This window comes from Paenirhizobium cremeum, assembly GCF_022884085.1.
Classification (GTDB): Bacteria; Pseudomonadota; Alphaproteobacteria; order Rhizobiales; family Rhizobiaceae; genus Allorhizobium; species Allorhizobium cremeum.
The window spans coordinates 36,113-58,627 of sequence record NZ_JAGGCS010000018.1 but is presented as its reverse complement, the minus strand read 5'-3'; the positions used below and the strand labels follow the sequence as shown (position 1 = coordinate 58,627).

Sequence of the window (22,515 nt, the reverse complement as noted above, 5' to 3'; positions counted from 1 at the left end):
TGGCCCCAGCCGCTCCGGACGAACCCGTTCGAACCCTGGAGTTTCCTTCGCCGTGGCCATTGCCCATTTCTCAGCCAGCATCGTCAGTCGCGGCTCCGGCCGCAGTGTCGTGCTGTCTGCGGCCTACCGGCACTGTGCGAAGATGGAATACGAGCGAGAAGCCCGCACCATCGACTACACCCGCAAACAAGGCCTGCTGCACGAGGAGTTTGAATTACCCGCCGGCGCCCCCAAATGGGCTCGCTCCCTGATCGCTGATCGTTCTGTCGCCGGCGCCTCCGAAGCCTTCTGGAACAAAGTCGAAGCTTTCGAGAAACGTGCGGATGCGCAGCTTGCCCGCGACCTGACGGTTGCACTCCCGCTAGAACTGTCGGCGGAGCAGAACATCGCCCTGTTCCGGGATTTTGTCGAGAAACACATCCTGGCCAAGGGCATGGTTGCCGACTGGGTTTATCACGACAATACAGGGAACCCGCATATCCATCTTATGACCACGTTGCGGCCGCTCGCCGACGACGGGTTCGGGTCAAAGAAGATTGCCGTCATTGGCGAGGACGGCCAGCCGGTCCGCACCAAATCCGGCAAGATCCTCTATGAGCTCTGGGCCGGTTCGACGGAGGATTTCAACGCCCTGCGCGACGGATGGTTCGAGCGGCTGAACCATCATCTGGCGCTCGGCGGCATCGATCTGCGCGTCGATGGCCGCTCCTACGAGAGGCAGGGGATCGAACTTGAACCGACCATCCATATCGGCGTCGGCGCGAAGGCGATCGAGCGCAAGGCCGAGAGCCAGGGTGTCCGGCCGGAGCTGGAGCGGATTGAACTCAACGAGCAGCGCCGCGCGGAAAACACCCGCCGTATCCTTCGAACTCCCGCCATCGTCCTCGACGTGATCACGCGCGAAAAGAGCGTCTTCGATGAACGCGACGTCGCCAAAGTGCTCAATCGCTATGTCGACGATCCCACAATCTTCCAGCAGCTGATGGCGCGCATCATCCAGGATCCGACCGTGCTGCGTTTGCAGCGCGACACGGTCGAATTCGCCACCGGCGCCAAGATGCCGGCGCGCTACACGACGCGGTCGATGATCCGGCTGGAAGCGACGATGGCGCGCCAGGCGATCTGGCTGTCGAACACGGAGACGCATGCCGTTTCCAAAGCGATACTCGATACGACGTTCCGGCGGCATGAGCGGCTCTCGGACGAACAGAAATCCGCCATCGAGCGTATTGCCGGTCCTCCCCGGATCGCCGCGGTCGTCGGCCGCGCCGGTGCGGGCAAGACGACGATGATGAAGGCGGCGCGCGAGGCCTGGGAGCTCGCCGGATATCGCGTCGTCGGTGGCGCGCTCGCCGGCAAGGCTGCCGAGGGATTGGAGAAGGAGGCGGGCATCGACTCCCGCACACTCGCTTCCTGGGAGCTGCGCTGGCAACAGGGCCGTGACACGCTCGACGCCAGGACCGTATTTGTCATGGACGAGGCCGGCATGGTCGCTTCGAAACGGATGGCGGGCTTCGTCGATGCGGTGGTCAGGGCAGGGGCGAAGCTCGTTCTGGTCGGCGATCCCGAACAGCTCCAGCCGATCGAGGCGGGGGCGGCCTTCCGCGCCATCGTCGACCGCATCGGCTATGCCGAACTCGAAACGATCTATCGCCAGCGCGAGGACTGGATGCGGGCCGCCTCGCTCGATCTTGCTCGGGGCAATGTCGATCGAGCACTGTCAGCTTATCAAGCTCAGGGCAGGTTACTCGGATCGACACTGAAGGCGGAAGCCGTCGAACACCTGATCGCCGACTGGAACCGCGACTACGATCCGAAAAAGTCGATGCTGATGCTCGCGCATCTGCGCCGCGACGTGCGTATGCTCAACGACTTGGCGCGGGCAAAACTGGTGGAGCGCGGCATCCTCGGCGAAGGACACGCGTTCAAGACCGCCGACGGCACTCGTCGCTTCGACGCCGGCGACCAGATCGTCTTCCTGAAGAACGATGGTTCGCTCGGCGTCAAGAACGGCATGATCGGCCATGTCGTCGAGGCCGGGCCGAACCGTATCGTTGCTGTCGTGGGTGAGGGCGAACAGCGCCGCCAGGTCACGGTCGAACAACGCTTCTACAACAATCTCGATCATGGCTATGCGACGACGATCCACAAGTCTCAGGGCGCGACCGTCGACAAGGTCAAGGTGCTCGCGTCGCTCTCGCTGGATCGGCATCTCACTTATGTGGCTATGACCCGCCATCGCGAGGATCTGCAGCTCTATTACGGGCACCGGTCCTTCGCCTTCAACGGTGGTCTCACGAAGGTCCTGTCGCGAAAGAACGCCAAGGAGACGACGCTCGACTACGAACGCGGGCAGCTCTATCGCGAGGCGCTTCGCTTTGCCGAGGTCCGCGGCCTGCACATCGTCGAGGTGGCGCGCACGCTTCTACTCGACCGGTTCGACTGGACGCTGCGGCAAAAGACGAAACTGGCCGATCTCGCGGAGCGCCTTGCCGTCTTCGCCGAGCGTCTTGGTCTTCGCCAATCCCCGATCGCCCGACAGAGACAGGAGGAAAAGCCCATGGTCGCCGGCATAACCCGGTTCGAGAAGTCCGTTGGCGATCGGGTCGGCGAGAGGATCGACGCCGATCCGGCCCTGAGGAAGCAATGGGAGGAAGTCTCTGCCCGCTTCGCTTACGTCTTCGCCGATCCCGAGACCGCCTTTCGGGCAATGGAGTTCGATGCGGTCCTGGTCGACAGGGAGTGCGCTCGCCAAATGCTGCAAAAGCTGGAAACCGATCCGGCATCGATCGGTCCGCTCAAGGGCAGAACAGGGATTCTCGCCGGCAAGGCGGCGCGCGAGGCGCGCCGGATCGCCGAGCTCAATCTCCCCGCGCTGAAACGCGATCTCGAACAGTATCTGCGAATGCGCGAGAGCGTCCAACAGCGGCTGCAGGCGGACGAACAGGCTCTGAGACAGCGGGTGTCGATCGACATCCCGGCGCTGTCGCCGGCGGCGCGCCTCGTGCTCGAACGGGTGCGCGACGCGATCGACCGCAACGATCTGCCGGCGGCCCTCGGCTTCGCATTGAGTGATCGCGAAACCAAACAGGAGATCGACGGGTTCAACAAGGCCGTCGCCGAGCGGTTCGGCGAACGAACGCTCCTCACCAACAGCGCTCGCGATCCATCGGGAAAACTGTTCGACATACTCTCCGAAGGCATGCGGCCTGAGGAAAAGGTACGGTTGAAGGAAGCCTGGCCGGTCATGCGCACGGCCCAGCAACTCGCCGCCCACGAACGCACCGTCCAGTCACTGAAACAGGCGGAGGATTTGCGTCTGACGCAACGCCAGTCACCGGTCCTGAAACAATGAGGCGGCGCGGTCCGATCCTGCTTTTGGGTATGTCCATCATGGTGTGTGCCGTCATGGGGGTGGGCGCCATGGTCGGCGGCTATCGCATCAATCTGACCCCGAGCGAACCGCTCGGACTCTGGCGCATCGAGCTACTCCGCCGTCCGGTCAAGACCGGCGATCTCGTGTTCGTCTGCCCGCCGGCGACCACCACATTCGTGGAAGCATTGCGACGCGGCTATCTCCGGCGCGGACTTTGCGCCGGCGGCTTCGCGCCACTAATCAAGACGGTCGCAGCCCGTCCCGGCCAGCATGTTGAGGTCACGCATCACGTCATCGTCGATGGGCGCCCGATCGAAGCCTCGGCCGTTCGCAAGAGCGACGGCGAGGGCAGGCCGCTCATGCCCGCTCCCGGCGGCGTGGTGCCATCAGGATATCTCTTCCTCCACTCATTCTTTGCGAGCTCTTATGACTCCCGATATTTTGGTCCGGTTCCGGCGGCAGGTCTTCTCGGCCTGGCGCGGCCCGTTCTCACCTTCGATCTCTGATCATCCCGGTGAACGCCCATTGGATCGTTGGCGATCCGCCCTGCTCGTCGCCGCGTCCGTCGCTTGTGGCGGGATCGGTTGGAGCGGTCATGTCCTTCTCCTTCCGGTCGCAACACTGTTTCCGGCGCTCTGGGCAATGGCGCCGTCGCGTGTGGTCGCGGCGCTCGTCTCGGCGGGCTATTTCCTTGCCGCCTCACGCGGCCTGCCGCAGGGCGTCGCCAATTTCTACGGCGCCGATCTCTGGCCCGGCCTGCTGCTCTGGCTGGTCGCTTCGGGCTCCTTCGTTGTCGTGCACACGGTGTTGTGGACGAAGCGTCGTGGCGAAGATGCGTCCGGGAGACGAGCGGCGGATGCGGGAAGGGCTGCGCGCTATCTTCTGGCCCTGGTTCTGATGGGACTGCCGCCCTTCGGCATCGCCGGCTGGGCGCATCCGTTGACGGCGGCCGGCGTGCTCTTTCCGGGCTGGGGCTGGTGGGGTCTCGCCGCCACCGTCGCCGGCCTCGCAATGATGACATCGCGAGGCCGGCTCGCCGCAGCATTGGTGCTGGGAGGCTTCTGGGCTTGGTCCGCCCCAACGTGGACAGGGCCAAATCTACCGGAGGGATGGCAAGGCGTCGACCTGGAACTCGGCGAAACTCTGGGGCGCGACACATCATTTGCGCGCCACCGAGTCCTGATGGACGCAGTTCTGCGCAGCGCTCGCGATGGCGACCGCGTCATCGTTCTTCCCGAGAGCGCGCTTGGCTTCTGGACACCGACCGCCGAGCGCCTGTGGCGCGAGGCTTTGCGGGGCCGCGCTATCACCGTCATCGCCGGCGCCGTCGTCATCGAGCGCCAGGGCTACGACAATGTCATGGTCGCCCTCTCGGCGAACGAGGCGCGGGTCCTCTATCGCGAACGCATGCCGGTCCCCGGATCGATGTGGCAGCCATGGCTCAAATGGACGGGGCAGGGCGGCGGCGCCCGCGCGGATTTTTTCGGCAATCCGGTGGCCGGGGTCGGGGAGGAGAGGATCGCGCCGCTGATCTGCTACGAGCAGCTCCTCCTCTGGCCGGTGCTGCAATCGATGCTGCACTCCCCCGCGGTCATTGTCGCCACCGGCAATGGCTGGTGGACCGAAGGGACCGCGATCGTCTCAATCCAGAAGGCGAGCGTGACGGCCTGGGCAAGACTCTTCCACATTCCCGTCGTCATGGCCTTCAACACTTGAGAAAAGGAAACCGGGATGGTCGATGCCGCCCTCATCCAGCAATGCGCCGATCCTGGTCTGAAGCCCGCGATCGTCGGTGAGTTCATCGCACGGGCGGGATCGGAAGATCCGCTGGCCGTCACCGTGCGCTCCGGCAACCGCGTCGTGCTCGTGCCGAAACCGGCAACAGAGGACGAGGCGATGGACCTGATCCGCAAGCATATCGGCCGCGAGACGATCCGCGTCGGAATCACCCAATATCCGGCCGGCCTCGGCATTCTCGAGGCCGGCGAGCTGAAACCCGATCTGGTCGATGTTTGCGAGAACATCCGCATGGGCTCGGCCCTCTTCGCCAGGGTCCATCGCATCGTCCTCAAATGGTATGGCAGCCCGACCGGCGAGGAGGCTGCGCGCCAGGTGTTCGAGGATGCGATCCTCGCCTGGCAGACGGGGTATTTCGAAGGGGAGGCGGTGTTTCGGGCGCCGGACCCCGGCGAAGCAAAACCCGCCGAGCCGGAGCCAACCGAAAGCGAGGGCGTCGGCACTCAAACCCTCGATCGTCAACAGGGGGATAAGGGTGAACTTCCGGCAGATGCGGTCTCCTCCGATCCGAATAAGGCGGGGATCAGAATTGATCTCTCGGCCATTGGCGCAATGCGGTGAGGTCGTGCATGTGCAGATCTGCAGTGGGATTCTGCGGCTGTTGCACTAGCGAGAACGGCTTCGGCCTTCTATAAGGGCGGACAGGGCAGTACGCGCTGTCCCAGGGTGTGCAAACCCTTCCTAGCGGTTGGCGTCGGCCGTGACGACGCCAGGATCCTCTGACCGATTGGCCGGGGGCCTGTGACGTATGTCCAGGCGCCTCGGTGCTAAAGGTCTCAGGACTGTCTAGGACGGTTTGCAACCCCCGGCTTGGGTTCAGAAGATTAACGTTTGCGGGGGCGCACCGCGGACAGGGCAAGCGAGTGGAATAAGGATGGACGCCTTAAAGCCTGACGAGAAACTCGAAATTCGTGCCATCTTCGGACTGACGCAAAATCTGTCCAAAGCCGACGTGGAAAGCCTCGCGGTGGATGCCATCCGAACCCACCGCGTTCTGGTCGACGGAGCCGACAAGCTCTTCCAGGACCTGCCCGAGGACTATAAATCGGGGAAGGCGTCCGGCGGCCCGCAGCATCTCACCTACATCAGGGCCTGCATGGAAATGCACGCGCAGATGTATACAGTGAACACGCTGATCACCGTCCTCGGCTATATCCCGAAAGTCATGGTCAACTGATTGTCAGATCAGTTTCCTGCGGATGGCAACCGACGACATGTGCGTGTTCGAGTGGATGTCGAAGGGCTTGCGCGCCTCTTGAAGCTTGACGCGAACAGTGTTGTATTTGACGCCCTCGATCGTCGCGATCTCTCCCATCGACTTTCCAACTGCAAACCAGCTCAGGTATGTGGCGGCCTTCGGGTCGAGCGAAAGACCGTCGTCGACGGTCGGCGTGGGATCTGTAAACACGATGCGGGCATGCAACTGCCCTACCGCTGCAGCGGCCTCGACCGGGTCCAGCTCGCGCGTCAGATCGATCGCCGGCTTGTCTGAGGCGAGCGTAAACATCGCCACCGAATTCTGTGCCGCCTTGATCGGGATGGTGATGCCGGAGCGGATCCCAAATTCCGCAGCGTCCGAATAGAATGATCGCTCCGCCTTCGAAAGCCGGTGCCTTTCCTGTTCTCCGCTCCAGGAAAATGCCCCCTTCAGCATTTTGGCGCGGCGGATGACAGGATCGACAGCCGCATGCTTCTTCTGGAAGTAAGTGCTTTGCCATCCGCCATTGTAGTTGGAGATGACCATCGTAAATCCGGTGCGGATATAGACGTAGGCATAGGCCGCGTAGCCGGCATCCGCAGTGATATTCGCGAGGCCCGCCTTGAGGCCGGCCTCGTTGCCCGGAATTGCCGCGAGATCGGTTATCTTTTCTAGCAAACGTTGCATTCGGAATTCCTTGCGATCGTCAGGTGGAACAGATCATATGATTCCTCTTAAATTTCCTCGAAAATGCACCTAATAATGGCAAGCTGCAATTTTCTGAAATCGATAGGACTGTGTTTTCCGCTTCGCTATGATCCAGTGTACCGTTTCATGGTAAATGTTTATAAAGTTCATAGCGGGCGGAATGGTTCGACGGGCTTCGGAAGGCGGCGGCTGTGAGGCCAGTGCATCTATTCCTAGGCAGCGAAATCCGTAGCGGCGGAATTGCCTCGCGGTCCTTGTCGGCGTATAATGTCGGCCTTGTACGGACCGTTGTTTGTCGCGAAGAGGGCAAACATAGCTTTCGTTGACACTTCCGCCGGACGGCTCGAATCCTGCTTCTGTCGGCAGTTCCAGTATTTGATCGACAGGTGTTGAACCGCGTTCGGTATGGTGAACCAGCCCGCCACGTTTGGTGGGTAGCTTTTTTTCAAGTGCCTGCTCGGAGATCATCGAGGACTGACCCTGAAGGTGCTGCCCCGCATGCTTGCGGACCGACAATGTAATGAGCGATACCGCCAATCCAGAAATACTCGGATACGAATCGCCGCGATGTGGCTAGCGGAATAAGAGGCGCGGAAGCGCTTCACCTGCGGTGTGGTCGAATATCTTCCACGCTCGCAATAAGGTTGAACACCAGCGTCGGTGTCGCGTTTCTATGGTCGAAACCCAGTCAGCCTCCTGCCTTCGCGGAGATACCTTGAATCGATGTGCACGCAAATTTGCAAGAGGCTGATCGGGTTAGGGTCCTCGTTAGCACGTATCTCTTACGGGCTTTTACATGGCTGGCCGGGTGTCAGGATGGTCGGAATGCTATTGCACGGCGACCTTCACAGCCGGAGAATTGCTAACTCTTTCGGTTCTCAGAACCTAGTTCCTTTTATTCCGGCCGAAGGTTGTGAGGTGGCCCGCCTCCTGCAGGTGCGGCGGACCACCCATGATCGCTTTAGAAATCCATACCGGCGCCGGCGGGCATAGCCGATGCGGTTTCCTTCTTCGGCTTTTCGGCGATCATCGCTTCGGTCGTGACGAGCAGGCCGGCGACAGAGGCTGCGTCCTGGAGAGCGGTCCGCACGACCTTGGCCGGATCGATGACGCCCTGCGCGTAGAGATCGCCATACTCGCCTGTCTGGGCATTCCAGCCGTAGGAGAACTCGCTTTTCTCCCGCAGTTTTCCGACAACGACAGACCCTTCAGCGCCGGCGTTTTCGGCGATCTGACGGACAGGAGCCTCAATCGCACGGCGGATAATGTCGACGCCGACGCGCTGGTCCTGGTTGGCAGTGGAGAGATTGTCGAGGGCCTTCACGGCACGCAACAGGGCCACGCCGCCGCCGGGCAGGATACCTTCTTCCACGGCCGCGCGGGTTGCATGCAAGGCATCGTCCACGCGATCCTTCTTTTCCTTGACCTCGACTTCGGTCGAGCCACCAACGCGGATGACGGCAACGCCGCCAGCGAGCTTCGCAAGACGCTCCTGCAGCTTCTCGCGGTCGTAGTCCGACGTGGTTTCTTCGATCTGCGCACGGATCTGGGCAACGCGGCCGTCGATTTCCGCCTTGGAGCCGACGCCATCGATGATCGTGGTATTTTCCTTCTCAATGGCCACCTTCTTGGCGCGACCAAGCATGTTGAGTGTGACATTCTCCAGCTTGATGCCGAGATCTTCGGAGATGACAGTACCACCCGTCAGGATGGCGATATCTTCCAGCATGGCCTTGCGACGATCACCGAAGCCCGGAGCCTTGACGGCAGCGATCTTCAGGCCACCTCGCAGCTTGTTGACAACGAGCGTCGCGAGCGCTTCGCCTTCGACGTCTTCAGCGATGATGAGCAGCGGCTTGCCCGACTGCACAACGGCTTCGAGAACGGGAAGCATTGACTGCAGGTTCGACAGCTTCTTCTCGTGGATCAGGATATAGGGATCCTCAAGTTCGACCCGCATCTTGTCTTGGTTTGTCACGAAATAGGGGCTGAGGTACCCGCGGTCGAACTGCATGCCTTCGACGACCTCAAGTTCGGTCTCGGCGGTCTTGGCCTCTTCAACCGTGATCACACCTTCGTTTCCGACTTTTTCCATCGCTTCGGCAAGATAGCGGCCGATCTCCTGATCGCCATTGGCCGAGATGGTACCGACTTGAGCGATCTCGGAATTATTGGTGATCTTGCGGGCGTTAGTCTTGAGTTCCTGGACGACTGCGTCGACAGCGAGATCAATGCCGCGCTTCAAGTCCATTGGGTTCATGCCGGAAGCGACAGCCTTGGCGCCTTCCTTGACGATTGCCTGGGCAAGAACCGTCGCGGTGGTCGTACCGTCGCCGGCCAGATCATTGGTCTTTGACGCCACTTCACGCAGCATCTGGGCGCCCATGTTCTCGAACTTATCTTCCAGCTCGATTTCCTTGGCGACCGAAACGCCGTCCTTGGTGATGCGCGGAGCACCGAAGGACTTGTCGATCACCACATTGCGGCCCTTCGGACCAAGCGTGACCTTCACCGCATTGGCCAACACATCGACCCCACGCAGCATGCGTTCACGGGCATCGGTGTGAAACTTGACTTCTTTCGCAGCCATTTCTTTAACTCCTCAATAGGCAGCTATCTGACTGATGAACGTAGGGTGGATGGCTCAGGCGGCCTGTCTTTGCTCGGCCTGGGCTTCAATGATGCCCATGACATCGCTTTCCTTCATGATCAGCAGGTCTTCGCCGTTGATCTTGATCTCGGTGCCGGACCATTTGCCGAACAGGATGCGGTCACCGGGCCTGACGTCGAGTGCCTGGATCTGGCCAGCTTCGTTGCGGGCGCCGGGGCCGACGGCGATGACCTCGCCCTCCTGCGGCTTTTCCTTGGCGGTGTCAGGAATGATGATGCCGCCCCTGGTCTTTTCTTCAGCCTCAAGACGGCGGACCAGAATGCGGTCATGTAGTGGACGGAACGTCATCTCGTTCTCCTTCAGGACAAACAGATTAAAGAGAGGTTCCTCCGCTCCGAACCGGTTGGTCCGGAGCGGGGCTTGCGCCTCCCTTTCGGCGAAGCGCGGAAAATGAGCTGGGTTCGCCAATTTATCTTTTCAAGAGGGTGAGTCAAAAAATCAGCACTCTGAGGCACGAGGTGCTACGGCCCTGAAATTCTGAGGATATTTCTGTTCCAACGAGTGTCGTTCTGTCTTGAATCACCTCAAAAAAATACCAAAATCACTTTTCCGGCGGGGTATGTGCTCCGCAAATCCGTCACTGATATTTGTGAGAATGTTGTGTTGGATGGAGAATATCGATGGAAAGGCGAAAGCAATTGACGGGCATTCCGTCATCGCTGCAGTCCGCAACAGACCCGGATCTTGATCGGTTGTTGTCACCGGCGCAGTATTTTTCTCATCCCAACGAGGTGTTAAAAAGCCGGATACTGCATCGGGATGAGAAACGAGCGATTCTGGCGGCGTGGGTTTCCGATGCCTGTGCTATCGAGTCAAACCCGGCGCTCCGACAGCGACCCGGCTCACCTGAGCCAATCCCATTTGACGTCATTATGGAGGCGCTGCAGCGGCTGGACGCACAGGCGCGACCGTGCGGGGCTCGACTGCAGGACGCGAGAGACGACAAAAAGCATGGCGTAGACAGGCATGTCTAAAGAGGATGGAAGAAAGTGATTTCGAAAGTCAGCCGGGAATTCCTGATGCAGATGGAAGGTTATGGTTTGACGACGGCGGAGATCCATTATCGAATGCCAGACCATCCCGGCCTTTTGCAACTCTATGTCTGGCAAGATTATGATCTGGCGCCGCACTTTCCGGAACTCCGCGCTTTCTTGGATTTCTGGTCAGAAACGCTACAAGGGCCGCTCCATTCGGTGCGAGTTGCCCACAACCATCTGATTGAACCGTCGGACTGGGTAGCTGTAGACGGGGTCATTTCGATCCAATGAACAAGAAGATCGCCGCGGCGACCCGTGCCGCGGCGACTTGGCCTGGTAGACCCAACGGTCGCCACTCAGGCGCCGTCATCTTCCCTTTCGTCAAGCATGTCGATCAATTCGCCGATTCGTGAGCCGGGGAGAGGGCGACCGGCTCCAATCAGCGCTTCATCGCTGTTGAACCATGCCCACGCCTCCCTGAGCTCTTCGGCTGATGCACCGGTCGAAATAAGATCGGCGACAAGCACGTCATCGACCGGACCCAGAACGGCTTCAACTTCTTCACGTGTCATCGGCATCAACACTTCCTCCTGTTCGTGTGGAAAGGATGGCGCAGAGCGTGGCTTCTTGGGCGAGAACCTTTTTTTCGACCTAAAGCCGAACTCCGCCGCGAAGGCATGAAAAGTTGATCTTGGTTTACGGTCCGAGCCTCCAAGCACAAATCTGTGAGCGTTTCGAGCCCAAGGCCGAGGCGGTTCTGCCAAAGCTCTCAGTTGGTCGTCAACACCTTGATCTCTCCCTTTCGTTCGAGAACGTCAACGACCACCTTCGATTGGGTGCCGCGCAAAGCGATATCCACCGATGCCGAACCGAGCCGCAGGTTTCGAAGCACAACTTCATCAGTGAAAGATGGCAGTACAGGCTGGTTCAGCGTCAATTGGCAGGCGCGTGGATCGAAACCGAGACCGATCACTGTCGCCAGCAGGAAGAGCGGCGCCGCCGCGGCCCAAGCTTGCGGGATGCAGGAGACGGGATAGAACGTAGGCCCTTTTCCGCGTTGGCGAACGAAGCCGCAGTAAAGCTCGGGAAGCCGTCTGAGATCGATGTAGGTCGATGCGGCAAACAATGCTTCGAAGATGCGTGCTGCCTCGGCCCGATAGCCGTACCGCACCAAACCGGCGGCGATCAGCGCATTGTCATGCGGCCAGACCGATCCGTTGTGATAGCTCATCGGATTGTAGCGTGCCTCGGAGGCGGCAATAGTGCGCACACCCCAGCCACAGAAAGATGACTGCGCCATCAGTGTTCGGACGACCTTCTCGGCGCGTTCCGGGAAAGCAATCCCCGTGAACAGCGCATGACCGGCATTCGACGAGCGGACACGGCAAGGATTTTTCTCGCCGTCGAGGGCCAGGATATAGGTTTGCAGTTCTTCGTCAAAGAACGCTTTGTCGAAGGAGATGCGCAATGTCTCGGCCATTCGGTCGAAACTCAAGGCGTCATCGTCCTTACCCAGCTGCCGGGCAATGATCGCGGCCGCCCGCCAGGCACCATATACATAGGCCTGCACCTCCGTCAGAGCGATTGGTCCCGTCGCAAGCCTGCCGTCCTTGTGGAACACGGAGTCGTGGCTGTCCTTCCAACCCTGATTGGCCAGGCCCTTCCCGGTGCGGGCACCATATTCAACGAAGCCGTCACCATCCCGGTCTCCAAACCGGGTAATCCAGTTCAGCGCAGCGCGTATATGAGGCCATAGGCCACGTAACGTTTCGAGGTCACCTGTCCTTTGAAGATAGGCGCCCGCCAGCATGACAAAAAGCGGGGTCGAATCGATGCTGCCGTAATACCGACGGAAGGGAACTTCACCGAGTTCCGCCATCTCTCCGAAGCGCATCTCGTGGAGGATCTTGCCTGGTTCGGCGTCGGCTTCAGGGTTGAAGTCCACTGCCTGGTTGGCGGCGAGATGCTTAAGGACGCCAAGGGCGATTGCCGGGTCGAGCCAAAGTGTCTCCAGGGCGGTTATCAGCGCATCGCGACCAAAGACTGTGCTGAACCAGGGGATGCCGGCATAGGGGTACGGGCCTTCGGGCGTGTCGGTCATGAGCATATAGAGGTCCGCGACGCTGCGGCGGGCGGCTTCATTGAAAATTTCGTTGGAGGTCACCACCGATGCTGCACGAGCCGACGAGCGTCGCAGAGCTCGACGCGCCCGACGCAGTGCGGAGAAAAATGTCTTTCGGGGTGGAGTTTTCTCTTCACTGCGCTCGTCACAGATAATCTCGATGAAGAGCGAGCGGGCTTCACGTGGCCCAAGGGTAATCTGATAACGGGCATGATCTCCCGCAATTGACGAGGGTTCGGGGCCGAAACGCAGAACCGTTGCACGTGTTCGCCCATCGAGACCGAGATAGGAAAGGCGGACGCGATCAGCCCCCACCGCAGGCTGGGCCGATTGCCCGCGCTTCGCGCGGGGCGTGCCCCGTATTTCGAACAGGTCGGCGAAATCGGCCGCAAATGCAATATCGAGACGGATCGTGCGTTCCCGGTCATCGAAATTGCGCAGCAGAAGCCGTTCGTAGCAGACTCCGTTTAGAAGAAACCGTGTCCGCCGTATGTGTAGCAAGTCGTGGCGAAGCGTGTCGCCATCTGGCTCGATGACAATGTCAGGATTGGTGAGATCGCAGTTCAGCGTAGCGTTGTCGTCACGCAATGTCGAAGAAAGCAGCAACGGATGGAGCCCGTTGATGGTCAGGCTGAGATAGGACAGGTGCCGCGTATCCCGATGGAACACACCCTCAGGGTTGCCTGGCCACGAAACTGCATCACCATTATTGTCAAACACGGCGAATGTGTCGCCGTGTTTCAGTGTTCGCGAACCGCGTTCATAGCGGATCGCGGCCTCGGGAACGCCGCTTGTCGGCTTGGTGTCGGAGCCGGCGTAGGCCGGCTCCTTTCCGTCGGTCAATGTTAACGCGGAATCCACGGCTGAAAATCCTTTATCAGATGAGCGTCAGGCTGTGTCGGCGATGGCAAAGGTGGCAGCATTTCCATTGGCAGCATGAAGCGGCATTTGTCCGACGTTGTTGTATTTGTTGACGAGTGAACGGTAGATGTCGACATAGTCATTGGCCATCCTCCTTGCAGTGAAACGCTTGTCGAACGTGTTGCGGACAGTTTTGCGGTCGAGCTGATCGAGTTTGCCGACGGCATCCACGGCTTCATCAATATCGTTGACGATAAAGCCGGATACATTGTCGTCGATGACTTCGGGTACCGAGCCGCATTCAAACGCAATGACCGGCGTACCGCAGGCCATGGCCTCGATCATGACGAGACCGAAAGGCTCGGGCCAGTCTATCGGGAACAGAAGTGCTTGCGCATTTCCGAGGAAGTCAGCTTTCTGCGTCTCATTGATCTCGCCGATATATTCGACATTCTTGTGCTTTTCGATCATGGGCGCGATTTCCTTTTGCCAGTAGGCCTCATCGGCCTTGTCGACTTTGGCGGCAATCTTCAGCTTCATGCCGGTGCGCGCGGCGATCTCGATCGCCCGGTCCGGGCGTTTCTCTGGTGAAATGCGTCCCAGGAAAGCGAGGTAGTCGCCCTTAGGCTTTTGGGTGAACGGCAAGACGTCCGAGGTCAGCCCATGATACACGGTACCTGCCCAGTTGACCGGGGGCATGGGCCGGCGCTGATCGTTGGAAATCGAGACCAGCGGCACGTTCGGAAAAGAAGCGTAGAAAGGTTTGAGATCAGGCAAGTCCAGCCGTCCGTGCAGCGTGGTGACTGTCTTGCCAGCGAATGGGCTGATCAGCGGGAAATGCAGAAGATCGATATGAAAATGCAGGACGTCGAACTCGTCCGCGCGCTTGCGCACTTCTTCCAGCATCATGACGTGATAGGGGATAGGGTCTTGAACGGCGGGGTTAAGCCTTAGGGCCAAATTCGAACACCGCACGAGCTTGGCGGATGTAATGGAATCACCGCTGGCAAACAGCGTGACATCATGCCCCTGACGAACGAGTTCTTCTGTCAGATAGGAGACGATGCGCTCCGTTCCGCCATAGAGCTTTGGCGGAACTCGTTCGGCAAGGGGTGCGATTTGTGCGATTTTCATCAAAACCTCCTTTAAGAAGCGAAGTTCGGACATGAACATCAAAGACCGTTCTTTGCGATCTTCGATCCGGGCACCTTTGAGGCCACCCAAGCCATTTTCTTCGGGAAATTTTGCATGCTACCAGTCGGGCCGTTGCGCCCGCCCTGTCGCACCGCCATTCAAAACATGCCAACAAGGCTCAGGCGGATACGTTCGCAAACGCTCCTTCCGATCAATGACAACAACGTTATGAACACTTCGCAATTTGCGAAGCCGATAAAGATTTGGGAATCGGTGGGCTCGCTTCAAGAGAGGCGGTTTAATTTTTTGGCACTCTGGTAGGAGGAGTGCCAGAGCGATATTGAACGCGCCAAAACGCCGCTTACATCTTTCGCGCCACAGAAGAGGACGAGAAAGATGTGCGTGACACACATGACAGGTCCTTCGGGTGCTGTTTGCAAAAAGCAGCCCGATCCACTTGAGGGGCTCATGACCTCGCCGGAGCGCTTCGCGCTGTTTCTGGATATCGACGGTACGCTTCTGGATATCGCACCGACGCCGGGGGCAGTTGCTGTGCCGGACGATCTCGGCCGCGATCTGGCTGCGCTATCCCGATATCTGGGTGGATCACTTGCGCTGGTGACCGGACGTAGTATCGCGACGGTTGACGCGTTTTTTGCCCCCCAACGCTTTGCCGTTGCCGGCCTTCACGGCGCGGAAATGCGGTTCGCGGATGGAACCCGATACGGGACCGCGTCATCAGAGCCCTTCAATAAGGCAAAAGCTCTGCTCAGGTTGCGGCGGCCAGAGCCGGAAAAGGTGATCTTCGAGGATAAGGGCGCCGCTGTGGCGCTCCACTATCGCCTGGCACCCGCAGCGCAACACGCAGTAGAAGCGTTGATGGAAGAGGCTCGGCGCGTGGCCGGTGATGACTGGTACGTCCAACGTGGCAAGATGCTGATCGAACTGCGGCCAGCAAAGGCAAATAAAGGCGATGCGCTCAAAAGTTTCATGGAGACCGCGGAGTTTTCGGGCCGACTGCCTATAGCAATTGGTGATGACCTTACGGACGAAGATATGTTCGTCGCAGCTAAACAAGGGGGCGGCGCGGCAATCCGGGTTGGCAGCGAACCAGGTATTACGTCGGCCGATACCGCATTGCAATCTCCCGCCGACTTGCGTTCTCGTCTGGGCTCTATTGCCTGCTCAAGGCTCGGCAGTCAGGGAACTTCGAGATGAGCCGGCTCATCGTTGTCTCAAACCGGGTCCCGCTACCGGACAAGAACAGCAATCCTCCGCCGGGTGGACTTGCGATAGCGCTCCATTCAGCGCTGCAGAAACATAATGGTCTCTGGATGGGATGGTCGGGCAAACAGAGCGCGGAGACTAATAGACCCCCGCTTTCGAGCCAGCGGATCGGAAACATTGAGTATGCGCTCACGGATCTGACAAAGAAAGATATAGCCGAATACTACAATGGCTTTGCCAATCGGGTTTTGTGGCCGACCTTTCATTGTCGGTTGGACCTCAGTGAATACGCCCGTAGTGAGATGTCCGGATACTATCGGGTTAACCGGCTCTTCGCGGACCTGCTAATGCCGTTGATCGAACCTGATGATATCATCTGGGTTCACGACTATCACCTAATTCCGCTGGCGGAAGAATTGCGCATACGCGGTTGCGCCAACAGGATCGGCTTTTTTCTTCATATTCCCTGGCCTCCGGCGGACATCCTGTTTGCCATGCCCGTCTACGACGTGATTCTACGGGGGCTCTCGTCTTATGATCTGGTAGGCTTTCATACCCGATACGATCTCGACAATTTCGCCGAATGCCTGCGTCGAGAGGGGGCTGGAGAGCTATTGGGCAACGATCTTTGCCGCGCATATGGCAGAGTGTTCCGCTGCGGTGCCTTTCCCATCAGCATTGATACAGCGGAATTCGAGCGCGTGGCAGGCGACGCGACGAACGCCCCTCTGGTTGCGCGCACAAAGGCAAGCCTTGGTGGCAGCGATCTCGTGATCGGCGTCGATCGGCTCGATTATTCCAAAGGAATTACTCAGCGTATCGACGCATTTCATCGTTTTCTGCAGATGAATACCATGCGCATGGGGCGCACAACTCTGTTGCAGGTCACGCCAACATCACGTTCGAACGTGCCCGAATATGCGGCCATGCAAAAAGCGGTCGCCGAATTGGCTGGCCGAGTGAACGGAGAACTCGGCACGGTCGATTGGTCACCGGTGCGCTATATAAACCAGTCTCTCGGTCGCCGATCCCTGGCCGGGCTATATCGCATTGCGAAGGTCGGGTTGGTGACGCCCTTGCGTGACGGCATGAATCTGGTCGCAAAGGAATATGTTGCGGCGCAGAGACCGGAAGACCCGGGCGTTTTGATCCTTTCGCGCTTTGCCGGCGCCGCTCGTGAACTCGACAGCGCGCTGTTGGTCAATCCATATGATCTCGATTCCATGGCCTCGGCGATCGAAGTTGCGCTCTCGATGCCACACGACGCTCGCGTGGAACGCTGGCAGGCGATGATGGAAAAATTGCGAGCCAACGACATCTTTCACTGGTGTCGGAGCTTTCTCGACATCTTGATGCGCGATTGACATGGGTGGACTTCTCTCGAGAGCCTATTGAATAGTCGGACACGGTATCAGCTCGCCACGGGCCAAGAAAATTTTCCATGGTGCTATTGAAAACCTCTTGAAGCCGCAACGTACTGAATTAAATGATTATTGTTCGATCGCCCAATCGGGGATCGACACGTCCAGGAGGCGCCCTGTGCTCTTGGCGTCTCCTTGTATCCATGTTGCTTGTAAGGAGGATATGGTTATGAGGACAAACCTCGATTTTTCTCCCCTTTTTCGGTCAAGCATCGGCTTCGACCGAATGTTGAACGCACTTGAAGCTGCAAGCCGTGTCGAATCGATCGACAACTGGCCGCCCTACGACATTATCAAGACCGGTGAGGACGACTACCGCATTGCCATGGCAGTGGCGGGTTTCACCCAGGACGAGCTGACGATTACCCAGGCGCAGAACATGCTCTTCGTCGCCGGGCAAAAGGCGAATGACGACGATCTGCAGTATCTGCATCGCGGGATCGCCGGTCGTTCGTTCCAGCGCCGGTTCGAGCTTGCCGATCATGTCAAGGTCGTCGGGGCCGGGCTCGTCAATGGCCTGCTGACCGTCGATCTCAAGCGGGAAATCCCCGAAGATATGAAGCCTCGCCAGATTGCGATTTCGACCGACACGGCTCTGCCGATGGTCGATACGAAGCAGATCGAAGCGGACAAGCAGGCCGCCTGATTTTCCAAACGAAGCTGTCTGCAAGCAGGGCGCCGGGCCATGGCCCGGCGTCACTGGCAGATTTTGTCCAATCAACAGATGAGAAGGAGAAAAACCATGAGTGTTCGTGATCTGATTCCCTGGGGCCGTAACAATGGCAACCAGGTTCCGACTGTCCTGCGCGATAACGACCGTGATCCCTTCCTGTCGCTTCATCGCGAAGTGAACCGACTGTTCGACGATGTTTTCCGGGGGTTCGGCTCCAGCCTGCCCACCTTCGGCAGTGGTTCTGCCTTCAGTGTCGGCTGGCCGAGCGTCGAGATCTCCGACACCGACAAGGAGATCAAGGTGACGGCCGAAGTGCCCGGCCTTGAAGAAAAGGATATAGAAGTCCTGCTCAACGACGGTGTGCTGACGCTGAAGGGCGAGAAGCGTTCCGAGAACGAGGACAAGGATCGTCAGTTCTCCGAGCGATACTATGGCCGCTTCGAGCGCCGCATCCCGCTCGGCGTTGAGATCGCGGAAGACAAGGTCGACGCGCATTTCAAGAATGGTGTGCTGACCGTGACCCTGCCCAAGACCGAGAAGGCGCAGTCGCAGGTCAAGCGCATCGCCATCAAGAGCTGATCGGTTCAACCAACCCTGGCGGCCGGCCCAATGGCGGCCGCCAGTATCCTTCGCCAACCGGGAGGGATGCAGAATGGAGACTGCAAGAGACACAAAACCAAAAATAGAGACCCCAACTGCCGCTGTCCGCGCCTTAAATGACAACCGGCGCAACTTTTCCTTCGGACGCTCGCCATTTCCGGACGACGCGGTTGCGCGCATCTTCAAGCCGTCGCGTTCTGTGACCACCTCAGGGAATGCGCGAACAAAGGGCTGGCGGCTCGTTTTCGAGCGTCGCTCCGCGCCGTTTATCGAACCCTTGATGGGCTATACCGGCGGCAGTGACCCACTTGCGCAGGTGGAACTCGAATTCCCCACACTGCAATCCGCCATCCGCTATGCCAAGCGACAAGGGCTGACCTACGTCGTGCAACGGCCGGCAGACAAGGCTGTTGCATCGGCCAAGAGGAGGAATGGTCGCCAATCGGCTAGGCCCGCTCATGCCTTTGCTGATGCAACCTTGGAGCGGCTGGGTCTTGCTCGACTTCAGGAAAAGTACGGGCAGGCCATGGATGGCGCGGCAGACCGCGACGATGCGTCCGGTCCGGCCAGCTGGTTCGCCCCGATGGACGTCGTTCGCGATCCGGCGTTGTCGCTCGAGGCGAAGCGTTCGATCCTGATGAACTGGGCCTGGACGGAATATCTGGCAGATCAGGCGACCAATGAAGGCATGCCGGAAAACGACCGGCCATCGCGCCTTTACGAGGTCGAGCAGGCGATGCTCGCGCTTGAGCGAGGCGTTGAAAACGGGCCAGTTCATACAATGAACGATCGGCATGCCGCATGAGGTGAGCCATGGACCGGCATGTCATCTTTGATTGCGAGAAGGCTCTTCCGAACCGGTTCGTGCTGGTGCTGGCTGCGGCAGCGCGCACGCGTGCGCTCAACCGTGGGGCCGAACCGAGACTTGCTTTGCGAGATCCGAATGTGAGCAATCTTGCATTGCAGGAAATTGCAGCAGGAGCGTTCACGGAGGACGAACTGGCGCCGTTCCTGCTCCCCCAACGGGCCGAAGCGCGTCTTCTGCCGGCCCTATCCACGATATCCGAGCTTTGCGGCGATGGCCGTTCGAAGGCGGCCGCCGCACCCGCCGCCTCGCCGACCGAGGCGGTCCATTGATGATGCAACCAACCGATGAGGAGAAATGAACGATGCTAAAGTCCCTGAGTTCGAATTACCGGACGGCTTTCGATATCGTCAATATCGTTGCCGGTCTTGGCCTTCTGATTTCGCCGTGGCTGCTCGGCTTCACCGCAGAGACCTATGCCGCCTGGAGCGCATGGGTGGTCGGCGCGGCCGTCGCCCTTGTCGCCGGCTCTGCACTCTACGCTTTCCATGAGGTGGAAGAGTGGCTCAACCTCGTACTTGGCATTTGGGCGCTGGTTGCCCCCTGGGCACTCGGCTTCTCAGCCGTGACTGCCGCCACGGGCGCACATCTGATCGCCGGGATTGTCGTCGTGATCGTGGCCGCCGGCAGTATCTGGTTCGGCCATCATCGTCCGTGGTCGACGGCGTGAGTCTACTGAACGGGTCCGGACCGCCGGACCCGTTCTCCCTATGCCTTGATGCGTCACAGCAGATGAGAATGTCCCAAATCAACGGACTGACTGATGTTTTACATTGCTCTGACATTTCCGACGATCCTGAACGCTCAACTGCTCATAGTCACGTTGACAAGGTTCAATATATTAGAAGGGCTTACCCGAAAACGGATTTCGGCATGCTGAAGATGACGCGAAATCTATTGAAATGGTTGGAGGTCAGATGGTGCGCTTGCGTACCGCAAGCTTGAATTAAAAGGGAGACCGAAATGAAAACAGACTGCTTCGAAAAACCGGTACGAATCTTTGTGGGGCTCGGCTACCCCACGGAAATTGGCTCGGTAATCGACGCTCACAGATATCTGCTGGAATGGCCTGCCCAATCCAGAGATAAGGGCCATTCTGTCGCCCTGAATGCATGCCGTGCCGCACTGCGGGGCGAAGTGGACGCTGAGACCGCGCGCGGCCTTTTTGTCGCGTTCGCAAGGAGGAATGACTTGCTGGCGCCTGACGCCGATATTGCCGGCGCTTCACGAACAGGATACGGTGAAACTCAACATGTAGAGTGAAGCGGGTGAGCCTTTATCAAGTGTCATGTAGCGAGACTGCTGAATGGCCGATTTGTGCTTCTACTCCAGCAAGACGGTATCGATCAATGTAACGATGGTGTCGTCGTTGGGGAGGATACCGACGATTTTTAGCGCCGATACTGTTGAAAAACTCCGAGAGCCCACGCTCGGAGCAAGTCTCCATTGGCGGACGGAATGAAATTCCTCTTGGCGATCTACTTCACTTCGCGACAACTTCGCACGTGATTCTTCGCCATGCCGCTCGGTCGCCAAAATCATTTCAAGCTACGCGACACGAGTGTTCATTGCACGAGTTTCCAACGCTAATTTCGGTGCCGAGCGCTGCAGGCCTGCACTGGGATTTTCTTCAAAGGCCCGGCATTCGAATTGGGCGTTAGGCTCGGGGCCCGAATCGCATTTCTTCACTTTACTCATATTCAGGTGCGAGATTATCCGGCTAAACTTTGTTTCCCGTCCATCTAACTATAAGGCCTCCAGCCAGCATGCTCATTCCAATCGCAAGAAGGAGGGGGCCGGCGAACTCGTTGGCGACAATGCCCGATGCCGAAGAAACCGACAGCAGCATCAGGCTGAATTCTCCTCCGTGGGCCAGGATGATCCCAGTGCGCCATGAGGTCTGAAGCGACTCGCCGAATAGTCGGGCGACGACCATAACAATCAGCGTCTTGCCCACAAGAAGAATGACAAGCCAGATCAGCACGACAAGCCATGCAGAAGGAATGATCCAAAGTGGCAATTGCGTTCCGATACCGATAAAGAAAATCCCGACAAACAAATCGCGGAAGGGCCTAATCTCGTTCTCGACAGCATGGCGCGCGTCGCCCTCGCCGATAATCATGCCGGCCGCAAATGCAGCGAGTGCCGGAGAAAGGCCGGCGGTGGCCGCGACAATCGCAGAGCCTAGTGCAATGGTGAGCGCGAGGAGTTGGGCAAGTTCCGGATCGCCACGCGACGCTACCCAACGGGCAAGTATCTGCAACGGGCCACGGGCAGTGAACAGAGCTGCAACCAATGCCGTTGCACCGGCGACGACCGTTATCACGCCATTCCCTCCGGCGGTACCACTCATGGCATCATGCAGAAGCAGAAACGCGACAGCTGCCAGGTCCTGAAACAGAAGCACTGCAATGGCGAGGCGCCCTTGCGCCGATCCTAGAGCGTTCACGCTTGCGAGCACCTTGAGGCACATGGCCGTGGACGACATGGCAACGGCCCCGCCGATGAGGATTGCGGGGAGGGGCGCGAGATCGAAGATCAGGCTCGCTACCAACGACACCGTTATCGTCGTGACTGCAACCTGCACGGCTCCAAGACCGAGGACATGCTTCTTGAGCGTTACGAGCTTCTCGAACGAGAATTCCAGGCCAAGCGCGAACAGCAGGAGTATCACGCCAATCTCGCCAATGCTGGTCAGGGCGCCGCTCTCCGCAATCAGGCCGAGACCGGCCGGTCCAATGACTATACCGGCAAGAATGTAACCGACGATGCTGGGCACGCCGATCCGTGAGCATATCGTCACGAGCACGAACGCGGCACAGACCAACAAGGCCGCACTTTCGATAAATCCGGTCACGCCATGCATGTTCTTCTCCTGATGGCAT

General features: G+C 59.0%; 22 protein-coding genes. 15 read left to right on the top strand and 7 right to left on the bottom strand.

Features of this window, described 5'->3' with window-relative positions:
* Positions 1 to 52 precede the first annotated feature (52 nt).
* The 5 genes from traA to J5N58_RS23460 all read left to right on the top strand — a co-directional run bounded on the left by traA (position 53) and on the right by J5N58_RS23460 (position 6,350).
* A complete protein-coding gene (traA, locus tag J5N58_RS23480; RefSeq protein WP_112592643.1) occupies positions 53 to 3,355 on the top strand; it encodes a Ti-type conjugative transfer relaxase TraA in 3,303 nt (1,100 codons plus the stop codon).
* Positions 3,352 to 3,882 carry a conjugative transfer signal peptidase TraF gene (gene traF / locus J5N58_RS23475; protein WP_112592644.1) on the top strand — a complete coding sequence of 177 codons (531 nt, stop codon included), beginning with the start codon at positions 3,352 to 3,354 and terminating at the stop codon, positions 3,880 to 3,882. Before traA ends, traF begins: the two co-directional genes overlap by 4 nt.
* A 19-nt stretch (positions 3,883 to 3,901) precedes the next feature.
* The gene (locus J5N58_RS23470; protein ID WP_280520085.1) at positions 3,902 to 5,092 is read left to right on the top strand and encodes a conjugal transfer protein TraB; all 1,191 of its coding nucleotides are present in this window, start codon (positions 3,902 to 3,904) and stop codon (positions 5,090 to 5,092) included.
* A 15-nt stretch (positions 5,093 to 5,107) separates the two neighbouring features.
* Positions 5,108 to 5,734, top strand: a complete 627-nt coding sequence (locus J5N58_RS23465) for a TraH family protein (protein ID WP_112592647.1) — start codon at positions 5,108 to 5,110, stop codon at positions 5,732 to 5,734.
* Between the two features lie 313 nt (positions 5,735 to 6,047).
* A complete protein-coding gene (locus J5N58_RS23460; protein ID WP_112592649.1) occupies positions 6,048 to 6,350 on the top strand; it encodes a transcriptional repressor TraM in 303 nt (100 codons plus the stop codon).
* Positions 6,351 to 6,353: 3 nt separating this feature from the next.
* Here J5N58_RS23460 and traR read toward each other — a convergent pair whose 3' ends face one another.
* The 3 genes from traR to J5N58_RS23445 all read right to left on the bottom strand — a co-directional run bounded on the left by traR (position 6,354) and on the right by J5N58_RS23445 (position 10,038).
* Complete coding sequence (gene traR / locus J5N58_RS23455) at positions 6,354 to 7,058, bottom strand: autoinducer-binding transcriptional regulator TraR (protein WP_112592650.1); 705 nt, start codon at positions 7,056 to 7,058, stop codon at positions 6,354 to 6,356.
* Positions 7,059 to 8,040: 982 nt separating this feature from the next.
* Positions 8,041 to 9,669, bottom strand: a complete 1,629-nt coding sequence (groL, locus tag J5N58_RS23450; RefSeq protein WP_112831520.1) for a chaperonin GroEL — start codon at positions 9,667 to 9,669, stop codon at positions 8,041 to 8,043.
* A gap of 54 nt (positions 9,670 to 9,723) precedes the next feature.
* Positions 9,724 to 10,038 carry a co-chaperone GroES gene (locus J5N58_RS23445; RefSeq protein WP_112592750.1) on the bottom strand — a complete coding sequence of 105 codons (315 nt, stop codon included), beginning with the start codon at positions 10,036 to 10,038 and terminating at the stop codon, positions 9,724 to 9,726.
* Between the two features lie 332 nt (positions 10,039 to 10,370).
* Here J5N58_RS23445 and J5N58_RS23440 point away from each other — a divergent pair, with 332 nt between their 5' ends.
* Both J5N58_RS23440 and J5N58_RS23435 read left to right on the top strand, forming a co-directional pair.
* The gene (locus J5N58_RS23440) at positions 10,371 to 10,724 is read left to right on the top strand and encodes a hypothetical protein (RefSeq protein WP_112592653.1); all 354 of its coding nucleotides are present in this window, start codon (positions 10,371 to 10,373) and stop codon (positions 10,722 to 10,724) included.
* Positions 10,725 to 10,769: 45 nt separating this feature from the next.
* Complete coding sequence (locus J5N58_RS23435; RefSeq protein ID WP_112831529.1) at positions 10,770 to 11,018, top strand: usg protein; 249 nt, start codon at positions 10,770 to 10,772, stop codon at positions 11,016 to 11,018.
* Positions 11,019 to 11,083: 65 nt separating this feature from the next.
* Here the strand turns inward: J5N58_RS23435 and J5N58_RS23430 are convergent, their stop codons facing one another.
* From J5N58_RS23430 to J5N58_RS23420, 3 genes are all read right to left on the bottom strand, one after another.
* Complete coding sequence (locus J5N58_RS23430) at positions 11,084 to 11,305, bottom strand: hypothetical protein (protein ID WP_112831519.1); 222 nt, start codon at positions 11,303 to 11,305, stop codon at positions 11,084 to 11,086.
* Positions 11,306 to 11,496: 191 nt separating this feature from the next.
* Positions 11,497 to 13,692 carry an amylo-alpha-1,6-glucosidase gene (locus J5N58_RS23425; protein ID WP_244713355.1) on the bottom strand — a complete coding sequence of 732 codons (2,196 nt, stop codon included), beginning with the start codon at positions 13,690 to 13,692 and terminating at the stop codon, positions 11,497 to 11,499.
* A gap of 45 nt (positions 13,693 to 13,737) precedes the next feature.
* Complete coding sequence (locus J5N58_RS23420) at positions 13,738 to 14,844, bottom strand: glycosyltransferase family 4 protein (RefSeq protein WP_112831528.1); 1,107 nt, start codon at positions 14,842 to 14,844, stop codon at positions 13,738 to 13,740.
* 468 nt (positions 14,845 to 15,312) lie between these two features.
* Between J5N58_RS23420 and otsB the strand changes: the two genes are divergently transcribed.
* From otsB to J5N58_RS23380, 8 genes are all read left to right on the top strand, one after another.
* A complete protein-coding gene (gene otsB / locus J5N58_RS23415) occupies positions 15,313 to 16,062 on the top strand; it encodes a trehalose-phosphatase (protein WP_244713352.1) in 750 nt (249 codons plus the stop codon).
* Positions 16,059 to 17,435 (top strand): alpha,alpha-trehalose-phosphate synthase (UDP-forming), encoded by a 1,377-nt coding sequence (gene otsA / locus J5N58_RS23410; protein WP_112831517.1) that lies wholly within the window; start codon positions 16,059 to 16,061, stop codon positions 17,433 to 17,435. Before otsB ends, otsA begins: the two co-directional genes overlap by 4 nt.
* A 226-nt stretch (positions 17,436 to 17,661) precedes the next feature.
* On the top strand, positions 17,662 to 18,138 hold the full coding sequence (locus J5N58_RS23405; protein WP_112592661.1) for an Hsp20 family protein: 477 nt from the start codon (positions 17,662 to 17,664) through the stop codon (positions 18,136 to 18,138).
* Positions 18,139 to 18,234: 96 nt separating this feature from the next.
* Complete coding sequence (locus tag J5N58_RS23400) at positions 18,235 to 18,744, top strand: Hsp20/alpha crystallin family protein (RefSeq protein ID WP_112831516.1); 510 nt, start codon at positions 18,235 to 18,237, stop codon at positions 18,742 to 18,744.
* Between the two features lie 73 nt (positions 18,745 to 18,817).
* Complete coding sequence (locus J5N58_RS23395) at positions 18,818 to 19,570, top strand: NADH dehydrogenase ubiquinone Fe-S protein 4 (RefSeq protein WP_112592664.1); 753 nt, start codon at positions 18,818 to 18,820, stop codon at positions 19,568 to 19,570.
* An 8-nt stretch (positions 19,571 to 19,578) separates the two neighbouring features.
* Positions 19,579 to 19,902, top strand: coding sequence for a DNA-directed RNA polymerase subunit omega (gene rpoZ, locus J5N58_RS23390; RefSeq protein WP_112592666.1), 324 nt, complete (start codon positions 19,579 to 19,581; stop codon positions 19,900 to 19,902).
* Positions 19,903 to 19,934: 32 nt separating this feature from the next.
* Positions 19,935 to 20,300, top strand: a complete 366-nt coding sequence (locus tag J5N58_RS23385; protein ID WP_112592667.1) for an SPW repeat protein — start codon at positions 19,935 to 19,937, stop codon at positions 20,298 to 20,300.
* A gap of 293 nt (positions 20,301 to 20,593) precedes the next feature.
* Positions 20,594 to 20,893 carry a DUF982 domain-containing protein gene (locus J5N58_RS23380; RefSeq protein WP_112831515.1) on the top strand — a complete coding sequence of 100 codons (300 nt, stop codon included), beginning with the start codon at positions 20,594 to 20,596 and terminating at the stop codon, positions 20,891 to 20,893.
* A gap of 457 nt (positions 20,894 to 21,350) precedes the next feature.
* On the opposite strand, the gene J5N58_RS23375 is transcribed toward J5N58_RS23380, so the two are convergent.
* Entirely contained in the window at positions 21,351 to 22,496 is a 1,146-nt protein-coding gene (locus J5N58_RS23375) for a cation:proton antiporter domain-containing protein (RefSeq protein WP_112831514.1), read from the bottom strand.
* Positions 22,497 to 22,515 lie beyond the last annotated feature (19 nt).